Source organism: Leptothrix cholodnii SP-6 (assembly GCF_000019785.1).
Taxonomy (GTDB): Bacteria; Pseudomonadota; Gammaproteobacteria; order Burkholderiales; family Burkholderiaceae_C; genus Sphaerotilus; species Sphaerotilus cholodnii.
The window spans coordinates 3,307,036-3,331,624 of record NC_010524.1; the positions used below are offsets into that span (position 1 = coordinate 3,307,036).

The 24,589-nt window shown below is 64.2% G+C and carries 18 protein-coding genes; 15 read left to right on the forward strand and 3 right to left on the reverse strand.

What is annotated here, in order from left to right; all coding sequences use genetic code 11:
* Nucleotides 1-13: 13 nt before the first annotated feature.
* The 4 genes from LCHO_RS15005 (at nt 14) to LCHO_RS23440 (ending at nt 7,095) form a co-directional block, all read left to right on the forward strand.
* A protein-coding gene (locus LCHO_RS15005; RefSeq protein ID WP_085986844.1) for an IS3 family transposase occupies nt 14-1,572 on the forward strand; the annotation gives its coding sequence in 2 pieces (ribosomal slippage) (nt 14-452 and nt 452-1,572; 1,560 coding nt in all).
* A 75-nt stretch (nt 1,573-1,647) separates the two neighbouring features.
* Nucleotides 1,648-2,391 carry an HlyD family type I secretion periplasmic adaptor subunit gene (locus LCHO_RS15010; protein WP_262925501.1) on the forward strand — a complete coding sequence of 248 codons (744 nt, stop codon included), beginning with the start codon at nt 1,648-1,650 and terminating at the stop codon, nt 2,389-2,391.
* Nucleotides 2,392-2,478: 87 nt separating this feature from the next.
* Entirely contained in the window at nt 2,479-3,315 is an 837-nt protein-coding gene (locus LCHO_RS23435) for a hypothetical protein (RefSeq protein ID WP_150105487.1), read from the forward strand.
* Nucleotides 3,316-3,318: 3 nt separating this feature from the next.
* The gene (locus LCHO_RS23440) at nt 3,319-7,095 is read left to right on the forward strand and encodes a calcium-binding protein (RefSeq protein ID WP_150105488.1); all 3,777 of its coding nucleotides are present in this window, start codon (nt 3,319-3,321) and stop codon (nt 7,093-7,095) included.
* Here LCHO_RS23440 and LCHO_RS15020 read toward each other — a convergent pair.
* Nucleotides 7,089-8,114, reverse strand: coding sequence for an IS30 family transposase (locus LCHO_RS15020; protein ID WP_043703846.1), 1,026 nt, complete (start codon nt 8,112-8,114; stop codon nt 7,089-7,091). The two genes, LCHO_RS23440 and LCHO_RS15020, sit on opposite strands and share 7 nt — an antisense overlap.
* Nucleotides 8,115-8,140: 26 nt before the next feature.
* On the opposite strand from LCHO_RS15020, the gene LCHO_RS22830 reads away from it, so the two are divergent.
* The 3 genes from LCHO_RS22830 to LCHO_RS15030 are packed head-to-tail and all read left to right on the forward strand — an operon-like array spanning nt 8,141 to nt 13,757.
* The gene (locus LCHO_RS22830; RefSeq protein ID WP_150105489.1) at nt 8,141-10,831 is read left to right on the forward strand and encodes a calcium-binding protein; all 2,691 of its coding nucleotides are present in this window, start codon (nt 8,141-8,143) and stop codon (nt 10,829-10,831) included.
* A 49-nt stretch (nt 10,832-10,880) separates the two neighbouring features.
* Nucleotides 10,881-11,906, forward strand: coding sequence for an IS30 family transposase (locus tag LCHO_RS15025; protein ID WP_043703846.1), 1,026 nt, complete (start codon nt 10,881-10,883; stop codon nt 11,904-11,906).
* A 21-nt stretch (nt 11,907-11,927) separates the two neighbouring features.
* Nucleotides 11,928-13,757, forward strand: a complete 1,830-nt coding sequence (locus tag LCHO_RS15030; RefSeq protein WP_050757374.1) for a calcium-binding protein — start codon at nt 11,928-11,930, stop codon at nt 13,755-13,757.
* Between the two features lie 242 nt (nt 13,758-13,999).
* Here LCHO_RS15030 and LCHO_RS15035 read toward each other — a convergent pair whose 3' ends face one another.
* Nucleotides 14,000-15,424, reverse strand: coding sequence for an FAD-binding oxidoreductase (locus LCHO_RS15035; RefSeq protein WP_012348017.1), 1,425 nt, complete (start codon nt 15,422-15,424; stop codon nt 14,000-14,002).
* A gap of 4 nt (nt 15,425-15,428) precedes the next feature.
* On the reverse strand, nt 15,429-16,490 hold the full coding sequence (locus LCHO_RS15040; RefSeq protein ID WP_012348018.1) for an NAD(P)H-dependent flavin oxidoreductase: 1,062 nt from the start codon (nt 16,488-16,490) through the stop codon (nt 15,429-15,431).
* A 168-nt stretch (nt 16,491-16,658) separates the two neighbouring features.
* Here LCHO_RS15040 and LCHO_RS15045 point away from each other — a divergent pair, with 168 nt between their 5' ends.
* The 8 genes from LCHO_RS15045 (at nt 16,659) to LCHO_RS15080 (ending at nt 24,571) form a co-directional block, all read left to right on the forward strand.
* Nucleotides 16,659-17,084 (forward strand): DUF1924 domain-containing protein, encoded by a 426-nt coding sequence (locus tag LCHO_RS15045; protein WP_012348019.1) that lies wholly within the window; start codon nt 16,659-16,661, stop codon nt 17,082-17,084.
* Entirely contained in the window at nt 17,081-17,602 is a 522-nt protein-coding gene (locus tag LCHO_RS15050) for a diheme cytochrome c (RefSeq protein WP_012348020.1), read from the forward strand. The genes LCHO_RS15045 and LCHO_RS15050 overlap by 4 nt, the downstream gene beginning before the upstream one ends.
* On the forward strand, nt 17,599-18,309 hold the full coding sequence (locus tag LCHO_RS15055) for a cytochrome b/b6 domain-containing protein (protein WP_012348021.1): 711 nt from the start codon (nt 17,599-17,601) through the stop codon (nt 18,307-18,309). Before LCHO_RS15050 ends, LCHO_RS15055 begins: the two co-directional genes overlap by 4 nt.
* Before the next feature lie 11 nt (nt 18,310-18,320).
* Nucleotides 18,321-18,986, forward strand: a complete 666-nt coding sequence (locus LCHO_RS15060; RefSeq protein ID WP_012348022.1) for a response regulator — start codon at nt 18,321-18,323, stop codon at nt 18,984-18,986.
* The gene (locus LCHO_RS15065; RefSeq protein WP_012348023.1) at nt 18,986-20,413 is read left to right on the forward strand and encodes an ATP-binding protein; all 1,428 of its coding nucleotides are present in this window, start codon (nt 18,986-18,988) and stop codon (nt 20,411-20,413) included. The genes LCHO_RS15060 and LCHO_RS15065 overlap by 1 nt, the downstream gene beginning before the upstream one ends.
* 121 nt (nt 20,414-20,534) lie before the next feature.
* Nucleotides 20,535-22,208 (forward strand): bifunctional metallophosphatase/5'-nucleotidase, encoded by a 1,674-nt coding sequence (locus LCHO_RS15070; protein WP_012348024.1) that lies wholly within the window; start codon nt 20,535-20,537, stop codon nt 22,206-22,208.
* A gap of 79 nt (nt 22,209-22,287) precedes the next feature.
* Complete coding sequence (gene serC / locus LCHO_RS15075) at nt 22,288-23,370, forward strand: 3-phosphoserine/phosphohydroxythreonine transaminase (protein WP_012348025.1); 1,083 nt, start codon at nt 22,288-22,290, stop codon at nt 23,368-23,370.
* Complete coding sequence (locus tag LCHO_RS15080; RefSeq protein ID WP_012348026.1) at nt 23,363-24,571, forward strand: phosphoglycerate dehydrogenase; 1,209 nt, start codon at nt 23,363-23,365, stop codon at nt 24,569-24,571. Before serC ends, LCHO_RS15080 begins: the two co-directional genes overlap by 8 nt.
* Nucleotides 24,572-24,589 lie beyond the last annotated feature (18 nt).

Below are 24,589 nucleotides of genomic sequence, written 5' to 3' on the forward strand. Positions count from 1 at the left end.
AAGAGAGACGGAAGTGGCCCGATACGGACAAGCGTTCAAGGACAAGGCGGTGGCGAGGTTGTTGCCACCTGAGAGTGCATCGCTGGAAGACGTGGCACTGGAGACAGGAGTTTCGTCGGCCACGTTGGAGCGCTGGCGCAGCGAAGCCCTGGGTCAGCCCGAACGTGAGCGGGTATGGACCGCGGCGGCGAGGTTTGATGCCGTGCTGACGACGGCGGCCATGGATGAAGCCTCCAAGAGCGCATGGTGCCGCACGAACGGCGTGTACCCCCAGGAACTTGATCAGTGGCGGGCGTCGGCCACACAGGCGTTGGCAGCGCCCGAAGAAGCGCGGGCCAGTCCGCAGCAGACCAAACTCGACCGCAAGCGCATCCAGGAGTTGGAGCGCGAACTGCGGCGCAAGGACCGGGCCTTGGCTGAGACGGCGGCGCTGCTGGTACTGTCAAAAAAAGTCGAGGCGATCTTCAACAGGGGCGAGGACGAATGATCGGACTCGAAGATCGCCGTGAGTTGACCCGAGAAGTGGAGACGGCCCATGCCAAGGGGGCGCGACTGCGACAGGCCTGCGAGATGGTGGGCATCAGCGTGCGCACGCTGCAGCGGTGGAAATCGGCGGGGCTGGAGCGAGGTGACGGCAGACCCGGTGCCGTTCGTCCCCAACCTGCCCGCGCGTTGAGTGCCGCCGAGCGAGAGCGGATTGTCTGCGTGGCCAACGAGCCCCGGTTTGCCGACATGCCACCCGCGCGCATCGTGCCGATGCTGGCCGACGAAGGGGTGTATCTGGCCAGCGAATCCACCTTTGCGCGGGTGTTGCGCGAGCAAGGCCAGAACATGCGCAGGGGAAGAGCCAGGACGCCCAGCACGAGCAAGCCGCCGAGCACGCACATCGCGTGCGCGCCGGGCGAGGTGTGGTGCTGGGACATGACCTATCTGCCCGCCACGGTGGTGGGGCGCTGGTTCTACCTGTACCTGATCCTGGATCTGTACAGCCGCAAGATCGTGGGCTGGGAAGTGCACGAGGCCGACGATGCCGATCACGCGGCCCATCTGGTGCGGCGATGCGCGCTGGCCGAAGGCATTGCGGCCAAGGTCCGCAAACCCGTTCTGCACGGGGACAACGGCGCCACGCTCAAGGCCACCACGGTGCTGGCGATGCTGAACTGGCTGGGTGTGAAACCGTCGTACTCGCGCCCCAGGGTGAGCGACGACAACGCGTTCGTGGAAAGCCTGTTCCGCACGGCCAAATACAGGCCGGAGTTCCCGGTCAAGGGGTTTGCGGATCTGCAGGCCGCGCGCATGTGGGCGGCCGGCTTTGTGCATTGGTACAACGTCGAGCACCGCCACAGCGGTATCCGATATGTGAGCCCGGCGCAGCGGCATGCGGGTGAGGACCGGGCGATTCTGGATGCACGCCACGAGCTGTACCTGAGCGCTCGACGGGCCAACCCCGCAAGGTGGTCGGGGCCGACGCGCAACTGGAAAGTGATCTCGGCCGTGACGCTCAATCCCGAACGGGACGCAGTCATTACGGCCCACCTGGATCAGCTCGGCAAACAGCCCGAAGCTGCATGACTCAGGCGACAACTATGTTGACACGTACCGCAGCAGCGCGAGCGCGACATCCAGGGTTTGAGCGAACAGGGCTTCGTGGCCCACCACGCCGGCCAGGACCGCACCCGCGAACGAGTCGAGCAGGAGCGCGACCTGGCCACCGCCGAAGCGCGCCTGGCCGAGACGCAGGCCAGCCTCGCCGAGGGGCAGCAGGCCCGTGCGGCCTACCTCGCCGAGCTGCGCCGCACGCTGCAGGAGCGCGCCACCAAGGCCCGGCTCGAACTGGCTCAGCTCGGCCAGGCCGGGCGCAAGGCCGACCAGCGCAGCCGTCAGACAAGACTCACCGCGCCGGTGGCGGGCACGGTGCAGCAACTGGCCGTGCACACGGCCGGCGGCGTGGTCACGCCTGCGCAGGTCTTGATGGTGATCGTGCCCACCGACGCGCCGCTCACTGCCGAGGTGCAGTTCGACAACAAGGACATCGGGTTTGTGCAGCCAGGCCAAGCCGCCCAGATCAAGCTGGAGACGTTCAACTTCACGCGCTACGGCACGCTGGCGGCGACGGTGCAGTGGGTGGCGGCGGACGCGGTGGCGGCCGGGCAGCGCAGTGATGGGGCGGGGGCACCCCTGCAGGCGGGTAATTCAGCGCAGGCTGGGCAAGCAGTGTTTCCGGCGCGGCTGCAGTTGCAGAAAAACGACCTCGACATCGACGGCAAACGCGTCCGGCTGGGCGCCGGGTTGAATGTGACGGCGGAGGTCAAGACCGGCAGGCGGCGGGTTATCGAGTATCTGCTCAGTCCGATTCACCGGCAGGTGAGTGAAAGTCTAGGGGAGCGGTGATGCTAAATCATTTCAACGTCAACAGGAATCAATGCTATGAACCTCCTATTTGGGCGAACTTCGTTCCGAAGGGCTGACGGAATCAGCGTGAATATTGTGGCTCGGTTCGGGGCGTTCGCAGTATTTTTTCTTACTTTGACGGCGTGCGAACGTGCCCCCTCACTCAACTCACCGGAAACGAATGATAAGGTTTCTGAATTTATCGGAGAACAGTCAAAGTCGTGCATAGATCAGGCGACCGCCAAGATCAAAGCCACCGGCCAAAGGGTGAGTTCAAACTATTCTGGATATTTATCGTCAGATGGTAGCATCGATGTTTGGGTCGGTATACATCACTGGAAATTTAAACCACCCCATCTCGGGTGGATAGAATACAACAAGCCATTTCCAGGTGCGCAGGCTTTCGCGCAAACATCATTGGTGGATTGGAGTCGCGGCAACAGCGAATCCGATCGTGAGATTTATCCTGATGGCAAAGATCACGGCCTGTACGGACAACTACGCATCTTCTGTATAGAGACCGACAATCAGCGCCGTTCAATGCAGACCAACGATCGTCTGCTGATGTCCATAGATTCTATCCTAAGAAGTCCAACGAGTACCAAGCGACCACTTCCGGAAATTGGACTCATCGAGTGGCGCGAATCCCCGACATCAGGAGCAAACATCCTTTATGTCAGCGACGATTCTTCAATGAAAAACGAAGACGGCAGCCTCATCGAGATAGGGTGCCAAGTACCTATTGGCACCAGCAGTTTATCCGCACAAACCAACGGATTAAATCAGGACCGATGTAGATACGGCTATGTCTTCGCACCAGGAATAGCCGTTCAGATCGACTTCCCAGTCGCCTATCTTCCTGAGTGGCGCAAAGCCATTAAGGAGACCAAGCAGCACCTTCAAGTCAACCATATCAGGGATTGAACCATGCCAACAAATTTTAACTTTACGCAGGTCCAAATCAACCGTATTGCTACGCTCGGTGCACAAGGTGCTTCGCAAGGAAGCGCCATAGGTGCCTACGCACCTGTTTATCGGTATGTGGTTACGGCAGTACTCGGCGTGCCTGAGAATAGCCCTGACGACCTGCTACGGTCTTTACTCATGGTAATGCCAAGAGGGGATATTAAGAACTCCCTAACATGGCTAATAGGTGGCTATCAGGTCAACAAAAGCCAAGGCCTATTTTCGAAAATTATCCGAGAATACAACCGACGCGAAGGCGAACTACGTGGATTCACGTTTTCCGATGAAAAACTGCAAGAGGCGTCGAACGAAGTTGGCCGCTTGTTTGTCGACCAGATAGTCGCTGCAGGCTCGCAGACACAGGGCTTTCTCCCCTCAGTGCAGGAGATTGGAAACAGCGACCTGCTAGGCGTGAGAAATATATTATATCCAGGTAATGAAGTAACTGGTTCTGAACTAAATCTTAACCAAGCTTGGCCCGGCATCGTAATGCTCGGAAAACTGAACGGTCAGTACACCGATCGACTATTGTGGACGGACGGGCAAACATCGCCCACTTTCGATACCCTACTTGACCTAAAGCAAGTACTGTTTACATGGGACTCATTCAAAACGGCATTCGATCGCACATCAGCAACACTGTTTAGTTCCGCAAGCGGATTTGATTCAATTCTTACGGATGCAACGATCGGCCTTACGATTAATTCAATCGGTGAAATTATTACGGCCGGATTCGATCCTCGAGCATGGTTTAAGCAGTTGATTGTGTCTCAAAATCAAAAAGCGGGAATCGTTTTGTCGCAGGTCTCTGATATTGGTAGCGCGACAATCCTCGATATGGTATCTGGGGCCACAAAGGGACAGACATTGATTGGCACAACCACCGACGCCAACTTCAAGACGCAATCCCAAGAGTTCTTTGCTGGCTACACGCTGACCCAACTTCAGGCGTTGGCCGTCAAGTTACTGCCAGCCAACGCGGCAGCCTTGGCATCGCGTGCTGCGACTGACGTCAATGTTCGCGCTGCTTTGGGCGCACTATCTGTCATTAGTGTGGCTGTCGACAGCACAGTTGCACAGCAGTTCAGCCTGTATGACGCCATTGCAGGCACTGGCAACATAACTGACGCATGGATACGTGACCGCGCTGCGATGACTGACTGGCTCGTCGTGCGCAACAAAGCCGGCACCACGGGAGCGATTACCGGCGGTATGTCTGGCCGCACCATTACTGAATCGACCAACTACGAAGTCCGGAAGAATGACGGCACACTTGGTACTCGAATCTTGGTCGGCACCGCAGATCTGATAAACCTGCGAGTACAAATCCTCTTCGGTGGTGATGCTGCAGATTCAATTTCCGGTTCCGGTCGCAATGACCACCTTTATGGAGGTGCTGGCAATGACACTCTGAGTGGCCAAGGTGGCAATGATTATCTCGAAGGCAATTCCGGTTCAAACGTCTTGGACGGCGGTGATGGCAACGACAACCTTCTCGGTGGTATCGACAACGACACCCTCGACGGCGGCTTGGGTAATGACACGCTCAACGGTGGCCTTGGACTCGACACCTACAAATTTGTCACTTCAGCGGGAGAATTTGGCAAGGATGTGATCGTTGACGCAGACGGCTCGGGTTCCATCACGATGGACGGCGTGCTCCTGAACGGTGCCAGCACCACCAAGGTCGGCGAAGGCGTTTGGCGTAGCGCGGATCGCCGATATACCTACGCGCTCGTCAGTGCCAGTGCAACGCAAAAAGACCTGATCATTAGCATTTCAGACCGCAGCGACCGCATCATCGTGCGCGATTGGACGGTGAATCGCAGCGTTGGCATCACGTTGTCAGACGTGGCTGCGACGCAGACTGGTACAAGAATTTTTCCCGGAGAATTCATCAAGCAAAAAAGTCCGACGGACACGACCAAATACGCTTTTGACGCCGATGGGAACTATGTTTCTGCGGGGCCGCTGGCAGGTTCGGCTGATTTGATCACGGCTTCTGCTGGTGCCGACATCGTTCTGGGACTTGCCGGTGATGATGCATTGCTAGGTCGCGCTGGCGATGACTGGATCGATGGGGGAATCGGTAACGACGTGCTGATGGGTGGGGTCGGCGCTGACAACCTTTTCGGCGGTTCCGGAACCGACATCATTTATGGCTCTAGTTCGGGTGTGCTCACATATCCGATAGCGACAAACTTCGTGTCGCCAGTACAGTCCTATCCGAACCTTCTTGCGTCTGGATTCAATTGGTTGATCCAGTCTCCCGCACTGGACAGTGAAGGGTTTTACGGCGCCCTATTGACAACCACGATCCAGCGTGACCAGCAGCCCAGTGATGCCGGCAACTTCATAGATGCCGGTACGGGTAATGATTTTGTCTTGGCAGGTACTGGCAGTGATGTCGTGTTGGGTGGCGAAGGCAACGACGAAATCACTGGCATGGGAGGCTCAGACATTCTGCTGGGTGGCGCGGATGTCGACCGTATTTGGGGCGATGGCCCGGTCGTTCCGGTAACCGAATCAGTAGCAGCGACTGCTGGGACCGTGCACGGCGCCGATGTCATCGACGGCGGGCTCGGGAACGACATATTGATGGGACAGGGTGGCGATGACGTTATCTATGGGGGCGAAGGCAACGACAAGATCTGGGGTGATGATCGTAGCCTTGCTTCGACACCAGAAGAGTTTGACGGTCAAGACTACCTTGAGGGCGGTTCTGGCGACGATCAGTTGAATGGCGGTGGTGGAAGCGATGTTCTGATTGGCGGGGCCGGCGGCGATGTCTTGAATGGTGGAAAAGGCAATGACACTTATGTTTTGAGAGTGGGGGATGGCGGCCTGACGGGACAAGGCACGGCCGAGTCGATCTACGATGAAGCGGGCATCGAGAATATAGTTTTTGAAAACTTCGTGATCAACAGCGTTGCCACATCGCCCAATTTTTCAATCAATGGCAATGCCCTGGTTATCAACATCGGAACTGATATTTTCGCAGTCGATGGCGGCATGTCAGGGCGATTCAAGTATTCGATTGGTGGCAACCAGTCACGTTCAGCCGGTGAACTCATCGGCAGTTACAGCACACGGTTTGATGGCCTCAGTTCTGTAGATGCTTCAGGTCATTTGATGTGGTACGGCGGCGTGTGGGGTGACATTATCGGTTCGCAGACTGCTCATGCTGTTCTTTCAGGTGGCCGCGGCGACGACGAGATTACCATTGGGGCGGGCGATACGACCGTCCTGTACAGCTTGGGCGACGGCGCCGATACGGTAAGAGGAGGCGGTTCGGCCATAGACGAGAACGGACAATCAGCGCCAAACCGAATCCGGTTTGGCGAAGGAATATCTGCTGACGATATCAGTGTCAGCCTGAATGGAGGCTTGTCTGTTCAGGTGGGAAGCGAATCGGCAAATCGCCTAACTCTGACAGGCTACGACATTGCCAATTCCACTAACTCACCAGTAACTCGCTTCGAATTTGCGGATGGCGGAATACTGACCTACGAAGAACTGCTCGCGCGCGGGGTCGCCGGCAGTACTCTGGATGACATCATCGTTGGCACGGCGGTGGCCGACCTCATACGTGCGAATAATGGCAACGACCATGTCTCCGGTCAAGCCGGCAACGATACTCTCATAGGCGGCTGGGGCAACGACAGTCTGGCCGGCGGCTGGGGCAGCGACCTATATTCGGGCGGTTTCAAGTCCCAAGTGCAACACCCGGGTCAATGAATAGAAGAATCGGGTTGATCGAGCTTTTTCAACACGGCTGCGAATACCTCCAGGGGCGAATGGAAGTTGTGCGTCGCGCGGGGCCGGTTGTTGAGGCTGTCAGCAATGGCATCAAGCGCATCCTGCGTATGGACCGACAGATCGGTGCCCTTGGGCAGGTACTGGCGCAGCAGCCCGTTGGTGTTCTCGCAGGTGCCGCGCTGCCAGGGGCTGTGCGGATCACAGAAGTAGACCTTCACGCCGGTCGCGGCGGCCAACGCCTGGTGGCGGCTCATCTCCCGGCCCTGGTCGTAGGTCAGACTCTGGCGCATCGGCGCGGTGATCGAATTGAGCTTGGCAGCAAAGCCCGCCAGCGCTGAAGCGGCCGTCGCATCGTCCATCTTGGCCAGCAAGACCAGACGGCTGGTGCGCTCTACGAGCACGCCCACCGAGGACTGATTGCCCGCGCCCTTGATGAGGTCGCCCTCCCAGTGACCGGGCAGGAGTCGATCCTCGACCTCAGGCGGACGCACGTGGATGCTCACCATCTCGGGGATCTGGCCGCGCCGATCCTGGCCCCGCGTGCGTGGCAGGCGTGTACTGTGGCCCTGGCGCAGGCAGGCGATGAGTTGGCGACGCAACTCACCGCGGGGTTGCGCGTAGATGGCCGTGTAGATGGTTTCGTGGGACACGCGACGTTCGGGCTCTTGGGGGAACACGCGCTCGAGCGTAGCGGCGATCTGCTGGGGCGACCACTTCCAGCCCAGCAGGATCTGCACGACGCTCCACATCACACTGCGCGGATCGAGTTTGGCCATCGGTCGACTGGCCTGGCGGCGCGCGGTGCGCATCGATTGCGCGGGCACACTCGCATACCCGCCCGCAGTGCTGACGTTGCGGCGCAGTTCGCGACTGACCGTGCTCGCCGGCCGCCCCAGCGCACGCGCCATGGCGCGAATGCTGCACCCCTGCTGTTTCATGCTCGCCAGCGTCATGCGCTCTTCGGGTTGAAGTTGTCTGTACGTCGATCTGTCTTGCATCTGGGCACCTTACCGGAGGCAAGGTGTTGCACTTCAGATTTGAGGCCGCCTCGTTTGATCTTGGGGATGGACTGGATGAAGTCGACAATAGTGCAGTAGACAGTGCCACTACCACTGACGTGATCAAGTTTGGGGCGGACATTACAGCCGCACAAGTGATCGTCAATCGTGCTGAAAATGATCTTGTTCTGTATGTCGGCGACTACGACCGCATCATCGTCAAAAATCATTTTGCGGCTGATTCTGTGAGCCAGATCGATCAGATCAATTTCTCCGATGGTCTGATTTGGAGCACTGCAATACTGGCAACCCTGATTATCCCGACTGTGGCATCGGACCGCAGTGACGTTATAGCTGGCACCAATGGCACCGATGTGGTGTATGCCTCCTTCGGAAACGACGATCTGCGCCCGTCGGCTGGAAATGACTACCTTGACGGCGGGTATGGGAGCGACAATTACCACCTGACAACAAACTCCGGAATGGACGTCATCGTTGAGCTGGCTGTTGATGGCCAGTCCGTCAACACCCTAAATCTAGGCCCGGGCATCACTCGCGAAAATATTTCCATTGGTCGATCATGGTCCTCTATTTCGGGCGACGTGAACTTATCGATCGGATACAATCCGCAGCCCGGTCAAAACATAATTAATAGCGTAGACATCCACGGCTTCTTTGAAGGTGATGATTATTCTGACTCGATCGATATCGTGAGGTTCTCAGATGGATCAACACTGACAGCGCAGGATATATGGTCTTCAAACGGAATTCCGACCGGTGAACTTGTACTTCCTGGCAACACTGCCTTTGGAGGCATGACAAGTGATTTTATTGAAGGAGATGGTTTCCAGAACTATCTCTATGGGCTCGCGGGAAATGACACTATATGGGGAGGCGTCGGGGATGACTTGATCTGGAGTCACTCGGGAGACGACACCTTGAACGGCGGAATCGGCAATGATAAGCTGGACGGCGGCGCGGGCGTCAATGTGTATGAGTTCTCGCGTGGCGATGGTGTCGACACGATTGCAGCGCGTCGGGCCTGGACTGATGGCGGAACGGAAGTCGTGCGATTCGGCAGTGGCATTTCATCCAGTGACATTAGTGTTCGTTGGGATGATTCGTTCGACACGTATTGGCAAGAGCAATCAGCATCCACCAATAACGGCATCAGTGTGCGCCGCATACGCTTAGACGTGAACAGTGCCGGCGGTCAAGTGTTATTAAGCAGCCAATACCTGGAGATCGCATCTCAAACGGAACTGCTAGTTGAATTCGCCGACGGCACCGTGTGGCAGGCCGATGATCTACTGGCCAAATTGGAGTTCACTGGGACCGCAGGCTCGGACGTCATAGTCGGCACTGCGAACGCAGATCGCATTAATGGCGTGCAGGGCGATGACTTTTTGCAGGGTGAAGCTGGCAATGACACCTACACCTTCGTTGCAGGCGATGGCATCGATATCGTCAGCGATACAGAGGGGGCTGATACGGTTTATTTCGGCGCTGGAATCACCGCTTCGCAGTTATTCCTAAGCGAGCAGGCAGCCGGTCCGCTTGAGATTTTTTATTCTTCATTCGATCGCGTCAGCATACAACGCACCGTGAATGGCACGCGGGCAATTGAGAACATCAAATTCGCCGACGGCACCATCTGGTCACCTACGGATATTACTGATCATGTCAGCAAGGAAGCGGGCACGCCATTTTCAGATGTGATCAATGGAACTGACACCGTCGATTTGTTGAATGGACTTGCCGGCGACGATGAGATCGTCGCACTCGGTGGTAACGATACATTGACAGGGGGTGCCGATCGAGATCGGCTCAATGGTGGAACTGGAGCAGATACCTATATTTTCGCACCTGGCTCTGGGCGTGATTCGGTTACTGATAGCAGAGACGGTGTCGCCGACGACAACATCATTCGAATACAAAGCCTCTTGCCCGCACAGATAATCGTATCGAGGGATCAATCAGATCTTTATATTGGGGTGACTGGCACAAACGACTGGATCGCCTTGCGAGACTGGATGCGATCTCCCGTTTTACCGACTGATCTGAACTACCAAGCCTATCGGGTGCAATTTGATGATGGAACCCTATGGAACTCAACTGCACTTCTGTCGCGGTTGAATACATCTGTTCTCTCGACCTCTGACGATGTCTGGTACGGCAGCAGTGGCAATGATGCAGCTGACGGGCTCGCCGGGAGCGACGTACTCAGCGGTGCGGCTGGCAATGACCGCATATCCGGGGCTGGGGGTAACGATACCCTCGATGGTGGGGTCGGCAACGACTTGCTGTTCGGAGGTTCAGGCGACGATCACCTCTGGAGCGACGAGGGTGTCGATCTCCTGGATGGGGGCGACGGACTGGATGAATCGTCCTTGTACAGCACGGGCATCTTGATTGGCGGCACTGGCAACGACTTCGCCGATGTGGGCGATTTCAGTGGTGTCGGGATGAAGGTGTTGGGATTATTCAATAGCGGCGATGGTGACGACGAAATCCATCTCGATGTAGGCACCAATTCAACATTTGTGCTATCGCTTGGCGGTATAGGTGCCAGCGAAGTCGCTCTTTCGTCTAGTTCGACAGGGGGAGGTTTTCCTACGATCGGATTCGGCACCAAGGGCTCGGTTGCCTTGAATATCGTCGGCCCCCTGCCCACGACCATTCTGCAAACAGTCGCGCTGAATTCGATTCAAACCTAGGCGGCCTCAAATCTGAAGTGCAACACCTTGCCTCCGGTAAGGTGCCCAGATGCAAGACAGATCGACGTACAGACAACTTCAACCCGAAGAGCGCATGACGCTGGCGAGCATGAAACAGCAGGGGTGCAGCATTCGCGCCATGGCGCGTGCGCTGGGGCGGCCGGCGAGCACGGTCAGTCGCGAACTGCGCCGCAACGTCAGCACTGCGGGCGGGTATGCGAGTGTGCCCGCGCAATCGATGCGCACCGCGCGCCGCCAGGCCAGTCGACCGATGGCCAAACTCGATCCGCGCAGTGTGATGTGGAGCGTCGTGCAGATCCTGCTGGGCTGGAAGTGGTCGCCCCAGCAGATCGCCGCTACGCTCGAGCGCGTGTTCCCCCAAGAGCCCGAACGTCGCGTGTCCCACGAAACCATCTACACGGCCATCTACGCGCAACCCCGCGGTGAGTTGCGTCGCCAACTCATCGCCTGCCTGCGCCAGGGCCACAGTACACGCCTGCCACGCACGCGGGGCCAGGATCGGCGCGGCCAGATCCCCGAGATGGTGAGCATCCACGTGCGTCCGCCTGAGGTCGAGGATCGACTCCTGCCCGGTCACTGGGAGGGCGACCTCATCAAGGGCGCGGGCAATCAGTCCTCGGTGGGCGTGCTCGTAGAGCGCACCAGCCGTCTGGTCTTGCTGGCCAAGATGGACGATGCGACGGCCGCTTCAGCGCTGGCGGGCTTTGCTGCCAAGCTCAATTCGATCACCGCGCCGATGCGCCAGAGTCTGACCTACGACCAGGGCCGGGAGATGAGCCGCCACCAGGCGTTGGCCGCCGCGACCGGCGTGAAGGTCTACTTCTGTGATCCGCACAGCCCCTGGCAGCGCGGCACCTGCGAGAACACCAACGGGCTGCTGCGCCAGTACCTGCCCAAGGGCACCGATCTGTCGGTCCATACGCAGGATGCGCTTGATGCCATTGCTGACAGCCTCAACAACCGGCCCCGCGCGACGCACAACTTCCATTCGCCCCTGGAGGTATTCGCAGCCGTGTTGAAAAAGCTCGATCAACCCGATTCTTCTATTCATTGACCCGGGTGTTGCACTTGGGACTTGAAACCGCCCTACGACCTGAACGCGGTCTACGCCGATTTCCAGGCAGCGATCGTGGCCAATCCAGGCCTGACGACCTGGTCCGCCAGCACATCGCTGGCTGCGCACCGCATTTCGAGCAGCAGCAGCCAAGCCTACGGGGGTGACGTTGCCTACCGCTACGCGATCGATGGTGGTTTCGCCAACTTGGCGGACAGTGCCCTCACCCAATACCTGGGCAGCGCTGGTTTCCTCGTCAACCCGGAGGTTGTATCCACGGGATCGATCGTGGGTACGGCGGGCAATGACACCTTGGTAGGCACCGCAGCCGCAGACACCATCAACGGCTTGGCCGGCAATGACACGCTGGACGGTGGCGCGGGAATCGACACGATGGCCGGGGGTGTGGGTGACGACACGTACTTGGTAGACAACACCAGCGATGTCGTCACAGAGTTGGCTGGCGAAGGCATCGACACGGTCCGGTCGGCAATCACGCTGACCCTGGCCACCAACGTCGAGAATCTCACGCTGACCGGAACAAGCCTGATCAACGGTACGGGCAACACGCTGGCCAACGTGCTGACCGGCAACTCGGGCAACAACACCCTCACCGGCAACGCCGGCGACGACACCTTGGACGGTGGCGTTGGAACCGACAGCCTGGTGGGCGGTGCGGGCAATGACCTCTACTTTGTCGATGTGTCCACCGATGTGGTGACCGAAGCGGCCAGTGCCGGCACGGACACCGTGCGCTCGGCGGTGACGTTGACCTTGGCTACCAATGTCGAGAATCTGATCCTCATCGGAGCGGCGACCATCAATGGCACGGGCAATACGTTGGCCAACACCCTCAGCGGCAATGCCGCCGCCAATGCCTTGAACGGCGGCACTGGCGCAGACAGCATGTCGGGCGGCGCCGGTAATGACAGTTACACGGTGGACAACGTCGGCGACGTCGTCACCGAACTCGCGAACGAAGGCACAGACGCCATCAGCAGCAGCGTGACGTACACATTGGGAGTCCATGTCGAGAACCTCACGCTGACCGGCAGCAGCCTGCGCAATGGCACCGGCAACACGCTTGCAAACGTACTGACCGGAAACTCGGCCAACAACGTTCTCACAGGCCTGGAGGGTGACGACACGCTCAACGGCGGCACCGGCAATGACACGATGCGCGGTGGCGCCGGCAACGACGTCTACTTCGTGAACGTCGCCACCGACGTGGTGACCGAGGCGGCCAACGAAGGCACGGACACCGTGCAGTCAGCGGTCACCTTGACCCTGGGCAGCAGCGTCGAAAACCTCGTCCTGACCGGAACAGGCTTGATCAACGGAACAGGTACTACGCTCGCCAACACGCTCACTGGCAACTCAGGCAACAACACCCTGACCGGCTTGGCTGGCAACGACACCCTCAATGGGGGTGCCGGAACCGACATCCTGATCGGCGGCACGGGTGCGGACACCTACCAGTTCGGCGTGGGGTCGGGTGTCGACACCGTGCAGGAGAACGACAGCACCGCGAGCGTGATCGACGGGGTCAGCCTCTCGGGCAGCCTGACGCAGGCCAATTTGCAGTTCTCGAAGGTGGGCAACAACCTCGAGATGCTGATTGCCGGCGGCACCGACAAGATGATCTTCAAGGACTGGTATCTGGGCAGCGCCTTCCACGTCGAGCGATTCAGTTTCAGCAACGGCTCGGTGTTGACCGACACCCAGGCGCAGGGTCTGGTGGGAGCGATGGCCGCTTTTGCAGCACCAGCGGCGGCGAGCACATCGCTCGACAGCACGATGACGTCGAGCACGACGATGCGGATCGGCATCGCCGTCAGCGGGCTGCTGTGAGCCGGTTGCGGACATGCGCCTTCTTGTCATTCACCAGAACTTCCCGGGGCAATTCGGTCACCTGGTCCGGGCATGGTCGACACGCCGGGATTGGTCCATGTGGGCTACGCGGCGCGGCGATCGGCCTGATCGGGCCGTCGCTGACCGGCGTGGACCTGCAGGCCGAGGTCGAACGGTAGCGCGCCACCAGGCGCTGGCGCGCGAGTTCGGGCTCGTGCCGCCGCGATAAACCGCGAGCCGGTTCAGCCCAGAAATTTGCCCGGGTTCATCAACCCGAGCGGATCGAGCGCGTCCTTGAGCGCACGCATCAGCCCGAGCTCGACCGCCGACTTGTAGCGCGTCGATTCGTCGCGGCGCAGCACGCCCAGGCCGTGTTCGGCCGAAATCGAGCCGCCGCGTGCGGCCACCGCGTCGTGCACCAGCCGGTTCAGCGGCGCCTCCAGCGCGAGGAAATCGGCGGCGTGTCCGGCGCCGGTGCGGCCCACGGCGGGCGACAGGTTGTAGTGCAGGTTGCCGTCGCCGAGGTGGCCGAACACGACCAGCCGCACGCTCGGGAAAGTCGACGTGATCGCCGCATCGGTGGCCTCGATGAACTCGGCGATGCGCGAGATCGGCAAGGCGATGTCGTGCTTGATGGTCTTGCCTTCGGCGCCCTGCGATTCGGAGATGTTCTCGCGCAGCGCCCACAGCGCCTCGAACTGCGCCAGCGAGCTCGACACCGCCGCGTCACTGGCCAGGCCCTGCTCCAGCGCGGACTCCAGCAGCGCCTCGATCGCGGCGTCGGCGTGGGACTGGTCCTCGGCGTCGCTCGCCTCGATCAGCACGTACCACGGCGCGGCATCGGCCAGCGGGCGACGGCTGCCGGGCACGTGTTTTTCGACCAGGCCGAGGCAGGTGTCGCTGATCAGCTCGAAAGCCGTGAGCTGCGCGCCGAGCACGGCCTGCGCCTGCTGCAGCAGCTTGACCGCATCGGCCGGCGACGGCACCGCCGCCAGCGCCACCGCCTGCGCCGCCGGCAGCGGGAACAGCTTCAGCACCGCCGCGGTGATGACACCCAGCGTGCCCTCGCTGCCGATGTAGAGGTCGCGCAGGTCGTAGCCGGTGTTGTCCTTGCGCAGCGCGCGCAGGCCGCCCCAAAGTTCGCCCTCGGCGGTCACCACCTCCAGGCCCAGGCACAGCTCGCGGGCGTTGCCGTAACGCAGCACCTGCACGCCGCCGGCGTTGGTGGCCAGGTTGCCGCCGATGGTGCAACTGCCCTTGGCCGCCAGGCTGAGCGGGAACAGCCGCTCGGCCGCCAGCGCCGCAGCCTGCACCTGCGCCAGCGTGACGCCGGCCTCGACGGTGAGCGTGTTGTTGAGCACGTCGACCTCGCGCACGCGGTTCAGGCGTGTCAGCGACAGCAGCAGCGCGCGGCCGGAGTCATCGGGCACCGAGCCGCCCGACAGCCCCGTGTTGCCGCCTTGGGGAACGACCGGAACCTGATGCTCATGGCACCAGCGCAGCACCGCGGCCACGTCGGTGGCGCGGTCGGGCTGGGCCACGGCCAGGGCGCGGCCGGTCCACTTGCCGCGCCAGTCGGTCAGGAACGGCGCCATCTCGGTGGGATCGGTGAGCAGCCGGCCGCCGAAGGTGGCGCGCAGATCGTCGAGCGAGGGGATTGCGGTCATGGCGTCAGGCCTTCTCGTCGGCGACGGGGCACAGTCGCCGCGTCAGTTCACCGGCCGGCAGCGCCTGGCAGCCCGAGACGTTCTGGCCCGCCCACAGCGGCGTGAAATCGGCGCTGCCACGCGCCTCGGCGGCCGCGCGCAGCGGCGCGATCGCGGCGGTGGCGAGCGGGAAGGCCGGCGCCAGCGCGCTGATCGGTCCGCACTCGCGCATCAGCCGGTTGACGATGCCGCGCGCCGGCCTGCCGGTGAACAGGTTGGTCAGCGCCGTGTGCGCCGCCGCCGGGCTGGCGAGCGCGGCGCGGTGCAAGGCGCTGATGCTGGCCTCGGGGCACAGCAGGTAGGCGGTGCCGACCTGCACGCCCGCCGCGCCCAGCGCCAGCGCCGCGGCCACGCCGGAGGCATCGGCGATGCCGCCGGCGGCGATCACCGGCACCGGCACGGCGCGCACGATCTGCGGCAGCAGCGCGAAGGTGCCGACCTGGGTGCTGATGTCGTTGCTGTCATCGCTGAGGAACAGGCCGCGGTGACCGCCGGCCTCCAGGCCCTGCGCGATCACCGCGTCGGCGCCGTGCTGCACCAGCCAGCGCGCCTCGTCGACCGTGGTGGCCGACGACAGCACCTTGGCGCCCCAGGCCTTGATCGGCGCCAGCAGCGCGGCGTCGGGCAGGCCGAAGTGGAAGCTCACCACCGGCGGGCGGAACTCGGCCAGCACCGCGGCGAACTCGGCGTTGAAGGGCGCGCGGCCCGGGCCGGGCTGGATCGCGGCGGGGTCGAGACCGAACTCGCGGTAATACGGCGCGAGCGTGTCCTGCCAGGCGGCCTCGCGCGCGGCGTCATGCACCGGCGGGCGGTGGCAGAAGAAGTTGACGTTGAACGGCCGCTGCGTGGCGGCACGGATCGCCGTCAGCTCGGTGCGCAGGGCGGCCGGCGTGAGCATCGCGCACGGCAGCGAGCCCAGCCCGCCGGCCTCGCTGACGGCGATCGCCATCGCGCTGCCCTGGGCGCCGGCCATGGGCGCCTGGATGATCGGCCGGTCGATGTGAAGCAGGTCCTGCAAGGCGGTCATGGCGTGTCGATCCGAGGCAATCGGTGGATGGTTTCGGGCGCTTTTCGCGTTCAGCACGCAGTGTGCACCGAGCCGGCGGCTCACCTTAATGAACCGCTAACCCCGGTTGGCGATGCTCTGCACAACCGAATCGGACACCGCCCCACGCTACACCCCCCAGGAGCCGCCATGCACCCACGATGGAATGTCTACCGCGCCCTGCGGCTCGCCGCAGTGCTTGCCGTGACCTGCACCGCCAGCCTGACCGCACACGCCGGCGCGGCCACCACGCCGCAGGATCAGCTCAAGAGCTATGTCGACGCCGCCGGCGCACCGGCCCAGGCCGCACGCGGCGAGCAGTTCTTCAACAGCCGCCACGGCGCGGACTGGAGCTGCTCGTCGTGCCACACGCTCAAGCCGGCTGCCGACGGCAAGCACGCCAGCACCGGCAAACGCATCGCGCCGATGGCGCCGGCCGCCAACCCGGAGCGCTTCACCGACGTCGCCAAGATCGAGAAGTGGTTCGGCCGCAACTGCAAGGACGTGCTCGCCCGAGCCTGCACCCCCGCTGAAAAGGCCGACGTGATGGCCTACCTGATGAGCATCAAATCATGAATTCCAACCTGTCTTCCAACGGCACCGGATCGCTGATGGCGCCGCGCAGCAAGTGGATGCGGGTGTCGCTGGCCTTGCTGACGCTGGGCCTGGGCCTGGGCATTGCCGAGGTGGCCCAGGCCGACAGCGACCGCAAGCTGCGCGTGCCGCTCAACCCGAGCTACGTGACCGAGTGCGCCGCCTGCCACGTCGCCTACCCGCCGGGGCTGCTGCCGGCCCAGTCGTGGCAGCGCCTGATGGGCGGGCTCGACAAGCACTTCGGCAACGACGCCACGGTCGACGCTGCCGCGGCCAAGGAGATCGGCGCCTGGCTGGTTCAGAACGCCGGCCGGAGCGATCAGGCCGCGCCACCGCAAGACCGCATCACCTTGAGCCGCTGGTTCCAGAAGGAGCACGACGAGATCGACGCCGCCACCTGGAAGCGCCCCTCGATCAAGAGCGCGGCCAACTGCTCGGCCTGCCACGGCAACACCGAGCAGGGCCGCTACAGCGAACACGACGTGAAGATCCCGAAATGAGCACGCACACGAGCCCCTGCGAGCCGACCGGCCGGGTGCTGGTCTGGGACCTGCCGGTGCGGGTCTTCCACTGGCTGCTGGCGATCAGCTTTGCCGGCGCCTGGCTGACCTCCGAGAGCGAGCGCTGGCACCTGGCGCACATCACCTTCGGCTACACGATGGCGGGGCTGGTGGCCTTCCGGCTGGTGTGGGGGCTGGTGGGCACGCGGCATGCGCGTTTTGCCTCGTTCGTGCGCGCACCGGCCGCCGCCTGGCGCTATCTGAAATCGCTCGTCACGCCGACGCCCGAGCACCCGATCGGCCACAACCCGGCCGGCGCGCTGGCGATCGTCGGCCTGCTGGCGCTGATCGCCCTGACCACCGCCACCGGCTGGGCCAACGAGAACGACCTGGCCGGCGACTGGCTCGAGGAGCTGCACGAACTCGGCGCCAACGCCCTGATGCTGCTGGTGCTGGTGCACCTGGTCGGCGTGGCGGTGGGCAGCCTGATGCACCGCGAGAACCTGGTGCGCAGCATGATCACCGGCATGAAACGCGGCCCGGCCGCACAAGGCATCACGCGCTCGTGGCGCTGGCTGGGCGCGCTGGTGCTGCTGGCGGTGCTGGGTTTCTGGGGCCTGCAATGGCAGACTGCGCCGACCCCGGAGCAGCTGGCCGAGGCCACCTCGGCCGGCCAGTCCGGCCGTGACCATGACGACGACGATTGAGTTGAGCCCCCATGCGCATCCTGCTGGTTGAAGACGATCCCCTGCTCGGCGACGCGCTGCGCGCCGGCCTGCGCCAGCAGGGTTTCCAGGTCGACTGGGTGCGCGAGGGGCCGGCCGCCGAACGCGAGCTGCTGACCGGCGCCTACCAGGCCGCGGTGCTCGACCTCGGCCTGCCCGGCAAGGACGGCATCGAGGTGCTGGCCGACCTGCGCCGGCGCAAGATCGCCACCCCGGTGCTGGTGCTGACCGCGCGTGCGGCGGTGCGCGACCGGGTGCACTGCCTCGACCTCGGCGCCGACGACTACGTCGTCAAGCCGGTCGACCTCGACGAACTGGCCGCCCGCCTGCGCGCGCTGGTGCGGCGCGCCCACGGTCAGGTCGAGGACAACCTGCGGGTCGGAGAGGTCGAGCTGCGCCCGGGCTCGCGCGACGTCTTCTTCCGCGGCGAGCGGATCGCGCTGGCGGTGCGCGAGTTCGACCTGCTGCACGCGCTGCTGCTCAACGCCGGGCGGGTGCTCACGCGAGACCAGATCGAGCAGCATCTGTACAGCTGGGGCCGCGAGGTCGAGAGCAACGCGATCGAGGTGCACATCCACCACCTGCGCAAGAAGCTCGCGCCCGAGCTGATCGAGACGGTGCGCGGCGTCGGCTACATGATCGCGCGCGTCGACGGCTGATGGCAGCGCCCGAGCCTCTGACGGTGCCCGGCCGAGCCCGCAGCCACTCGCTGCAGGGCCGGCTGGTGGCGCTGGTGCTGTCGGTCGTCACCGCCGCGTGGCTGATCGCGGCGCTGCTGATCTGGCGCGACACCGAACACGAGCTCGAAGAGCTGCTCGACGGCCATCTGGCGCAGGCGGCGGCGCTGCTGGTGGCGCAGCAGTCACCCGAGTTCGACGACGACGAGCTCGAGGACGCGCCCAACCTGTACCGCTATGCACCACGGGTGGCGTTCCAGTTCTGGCACGAGGGCGAGCTGGTGCTGCGCTCGGCCAATGCGCCGGCCGAGCCGATGTCGACGCTGATACGCGGCATCGAGACCCGCCGCATCGGTGACGACGCCTGGCGGGTGTTCGCCACCCGCGGCAAGGAAAGCGACGTGCAGGTGTTCGTCGGCGAGCGCATCCAGGCGCGCGAGGACATCCTGGGCGCGCTGATCCGCAACCTGTTCATGCCGCTGGCGCTGGTGCTGCCGCTGCTGGCGCTGGCGCTGTGGTGGGCGGTGCGGGTGGGCCTGGCGCCGCTGCGCCAGCTCGCCGCGCTGCTGCGCCAGCGCGAGCCGCAGGCGCTCGACACGCTGCACCTGCCGGCGCCTTTTGTCGAGATGGCGCCGCTGCTCGAGGCGCTGAACCGGCTGTTCGAGCGCATCGCGATGCTGCTCGAACAGGAGCGCCGCTTCAACGCCGACGCAGCCCACGAGCTGACCACGCCGATCGCCGCCATCCGCGCCCAGGCCCAGGTGGCGCTGCGCGAGAGCGATGCCGAGCAGCGCCAGCACGCCCTGCGCGCCACGCTGTCGGGCTGCGACCGCGCCAGCCACCTGGTGGCGCAGCTGCTGCAGCTGGCGCGCATCGAAAGTGCCGACGCCGACGAGCGCGCGGCACAGGCGCCGCTCGACCTGAGCGCCCTGACCCGCAGCGTGCTGGCCGACCTGAGCCCGGCGGCGCGCGCACGCGGGCAGTCGATCGAGCTCGACGCACCGCCGCACTGCCAGGCCCGCGGCGACGCCGCGCTGCTGGGCGTGCTGATGCGCAACCTGGTCGACAACGCGATCCGCTACAGCCCGCCGGGCACGCCGATCCTGGTCACGATCGGCGACGGCACGGACGAACCGGGCGGCACCCGCGGCCGCGCGCCGAGCTGGCAGATCGACGACGGCGGCCCCGGCCTCGCCGACGCCGAGCTGGCGCGGCTGGGCGAGCGTTTCTTCCGCGTGCTCGGCAACGATGCGCCGGGCAGCGGGCTGGGCTGGTCGATCGTGCGGCGCATCGCCCGCGCGCTGGGGCTGAGCGTCGAGGTCGAGCGCTCGCGCCGGCTCGGCGGCCTGGCGGTGCGGCTGCGCTGGCCCGAGCCGGGCGCCCGACCGGGTGGGAGCGTGGCGCGCTGACGTCGTTGCGGCGCCGGTTCAGCCGAACGGCAGAAAGCGCCAGGCGGCGGCCCGCATACTTGCGGCGCGGCTGTCCGGCCGCCCGGCCGCGTGTGGCCGTCAACGCCCCCGGAGCTTCTGGATGCGCATCACCCGCCTGATCTGCCCGCCCCTGATCGCCGCCCTCGCCGCCTTGTCCGGCTGCGGCCTGTTCGGCCCGCGCGAGGCCCCGCCGGTGGCGGTCAAGGTGCTGGCGATCAACGACTTCCACGGCAACCTGAAGCCCCCGCTGGGCGGCGTGCGCATCCGCGATCCGCAGGATGCGGGCAAGACCGTCAGCGTCCCCGCCGGCGGCGCCGAGCACCTGGCCAGCGCGCTGCGCGAGGCCCGCGCGAAGAACCCGAACCACATCTTCGTCGCCGCCGGTGACCTGGTGGGCGCCAGCCCGCTGCTGTCGGCGCTGTTCCACGACGAGCCGACGATCGAGGCGCTCGGCCTGATGGGCCTGGAGGCCAGCGCGGTCGGCAACCACGAGTTCGACCGCGGCGCGGCCGAGCTGCTGCGCCAGCAGAACGGCGGCTGCCACCCGAAGGACGGCTGCCGCGGCCCGCAGGACTTTCGCGGCGCGCGCTTCCAGTACCTGGCCGCCAGCACGATCGACACGCGCACCGGCCGGACCTTGCTGCCGGCCTATCACGTCAAGCGTTTCGAGGGCATCCCGGTGGCCTTCGTCGGCCTGACGCTGGCCGGCACGCCGCGCATCGTGACGCCCGCCGGCGTGGCCGGGCTCGCGTTCCGCGACGAGGCGCAGACCGTCAACGCGCTGGTGCCGCAGCTGCGCGCGCAGGGCATCGAGGCGATCGTGGTGCTGATCCACGAGGGCGGTTTCCCGAGCGGCGACCACAACGAGTGCCCGGGCATCTCGGGGCCGATCGTGGGCATCGTCGAGCGGCTCGACCCGGCCGTCGACCTGGTGGTCAGCGGCCACACCCACCGCGCCTACAACTGCCGCATCGGCGGGCGGCTCGTCACCAGCGCCGACAAGTACGGCACCGTGCTGACCGAGATCGACCTGCAGCTCGACCCGCGCAGCGGCGACGTGCTGCAGGCGCGCGCCGACAACCTGATCGTGCGCACCGACCGCTACGCCCGTGACGCCGAACAGAGCCGCCTGATCGCCCGCTACGAAACGCTCGCCGCGCCGCTGGCCGGGCGGGTGGTCGGCTACATGAGCGGGCGCCTGACACGCGAGGAAAACGCCGCCGGCGAATCCGTCATCGGCCAGGTGGTGGCCGACGCCCAGCTGATGGCCACCGAACACCCGCTCAGCGGCGGCGCCCAGATCGCGCTGATGAACCCGGGCGGCCTGCGCGCCGACCTGGCCGCGGGCGACGGCGGCGTGGTGCGCTACGAGGACATCTTTGCGGTGCAGCCGTTCTACAACAACCTCGTCACGCTCTCGCTGACCGGCGCGCAGCTGCGCCAGCTGCTCGAACAGCAGTGGCTCGACCAGCCCCGGCCGCGCATCCTGCAGGTCTCGCGCGGTTTCAGCTACAGCTGGGACGCCAGCCGCCCGCCCGGCCAGCGCGTGCGGGCCGACAGCCTGCGGCTCAACGGTCAGCCGATCGGGGCGGACACGCGCTACCGGGTGTCGGTCAACAGCTTCCTGGCCTCGGGCGGCGACGGGTTCTCGGTCTTCAGGCAGGGCCTGGAGCCGGTCACCGGGATGATGGACGTCGACGCCTTCGAAGCGTATTTCCGCAGCCACGAGCGGCTTGACGTACGTCACGACGAACGCATCCGCCGCCTGCCCTGACGCCACGGCGAATTGGGTATGCTGTTCGGTTGATCCCACCCCGTTCCAGATTCACAGCTTCACCTGCGGAGACCTTTGCATGACACGCGTGTTCAACTTCAGCGCCGGCCCGGCGGCCTTGCCCGAGTCCGTGCTGCGCCAGGCGGCCGACGAGATGCTCGACTGGCACGGCTCGGGCATGTCGGTGATGGAGATGAGCCACCGCGGCCGCGAGTTCATCTCCATCCACGCCGAGGCCGAGAGCCTGCTGCGCGAGCTGCTGGCGGTGCCCGCCGGCTACAAGGTGCTGTTCCTGCAGGGCGGCGCGCTCGGCGAGAACGCCTTCATCCCGATGAACCTGCTGCGCGGCAAGACCAGCATCGACTTCGTCAACACCGGCGAGTGGTCGAAGAAGTCGATCAAGGAAGCCAGGAAGTACGCCCGCGCCAATGTGGTCGCCAGCGCCGCGGAGACCGGCTTCGACCGCGTGCCCGCACGCGACACCTGGCAGCTCGACCCCGACGCGGCCTACGTGCACATCTGCTCGAACGAGACCATCGGCGGCGTCGAATACCACTGGACGCCCGACACCGCCGGCGTGCCGCTGGTGGCCGACATGTCGAGCAACCTGCTGAGCCGCCCGGTCGACGTCTCGAAGTACGCGCTGATCTACGGCGGCGCGCAGAAGAACATCGGCCCGGCCGGCCTGACGATCGTGATCGTGCGCGAAGACCTGCTCGGCCAGGCCCTGCCGATCACGCCCTCGGTGTTCGACTTCAAGGAGCAGGCCGACAACGACTCGATGCTCAACACCCCGCCGACCTACGCGATCTACATGGCCGGCCTGGTGTTCAACTGGATCAAGGCGCAGGGCGGTCTGGTGGCGATGGAGGCGCACAACCGCCAGAAGGCGGCGCTGCTGTACGACTTTCTCGATGCCAGCAAGTTCTTCTCGAGCCCGGTGGCGCGCGCGGACCGCTCGCTGATGAACGTGCCGTTCAAGCTGCGCGACGAGTCGCTCGACGCCGAGTTCCTGAAGGGCGCGCAGGCGCGCGGCATGCTGCAGTTGAAGGGCCACCGCTCGGTGGGCGGCATGCGCGCCTCGATCTACAACGCCATGCCGATCGAGGGGGTGCAGGCGCTGGTCGCCTACCTGAAGGAATTCGAGGCCCGCCATGGCTAGGACCTTCGAGATCCTGGTGCTCAACCAGATCTCGGCCAGCGGCCTCAAGCGCCTGCCGGCGCCGAGGTATCACGTCGGCAAGGAGGTCACGCAACCCGACGCCGTGCTGCTGCGTTCGGCCGACATGCACACGATGGCGATCCCGGCCAGCGTGCAGGCGGTCGCCCGGGCCGGCGCCGGCACCAACAACATCCCCGTGCCGGCGCTCAGCGCTCGCGGCGTGCCGGTCTTCAACGCACCGGGCGGCAACGCCAACGCGGTCAAGGAACTGGTGCTGACCGGCATGCTGCTGGCCGCGCGCAACGTGCCGGCGGCGCTGCAGTTCGTGGCCGGCCTCGACACCGCGGCGGCCGATCTCGACCAGGTCGTCGAGGACGGCAAGAAGGCCTTTGCCGGCTACGAGCTGGCCGGCCACACGCTGGGCATCGTCGGCCTGGGCAAGGTCGGCGCGCTGGTGGCCGACGCCGCGATCAAGCTCGGCATGGACGTGCTGGGCTACGACCCCGAGATCACGGTCGACGCCGCCTGGAGCCTGCCCTCGCAGGTGCGCCGCGCCACCAGCGTGGCCGAGGTGCTCAAGAGCGGCCATTTCGTGACGCTGCACGTGCCGCTGGTCAAGGCCACGCGCGACCTCGTCAACGCCGACAACATCGCCCTGATGCGCCGCGGCGCGGTGCTGCTCAACTTCTCGCGCGACGGCGTGGTCAACGAGCAGGCGGTGCTCGGCGCGCTGGCGGGCAAGCACCTGGGCCGCTACGTCTGCGATTTCCCGAGCGCGGCGCTGGCCGGCAACGACGGCGTGATCGCGCTGCCGCACCTGGGCGCCTCGACCCGCGAGGCCGAGGACAACTGCGCCGTGATGGTGGCGCAGCAGCTGCGCGACTACCTCGAGCACGGCAACGTCGCCAACGCGGTGAACTTCCCGTCGGTCAGCATGGCGCGCGAGTCGGCCTGGCGGGTGGCGATCGCCAACGCCAACGTGCCCAACATGCTGGGCCAGATCTCGACCACGATGGCGCGCGCCGGGCTCAACATCCACAACATGGTCAACAAGTCGAGGGGCGACGTGGCCTACACGCTGGTCGACGTCGACAGCCCCGTGAGCGCGCAGGTGCTGGCCGAGCTGGCGGCGATCGCCGGCGTGCTGGCGGTGCGCTACCTGCCGCAACCGACCGACGGCGCGACCTCAGATCCGGACTGAAACGACCGCAACAACAGC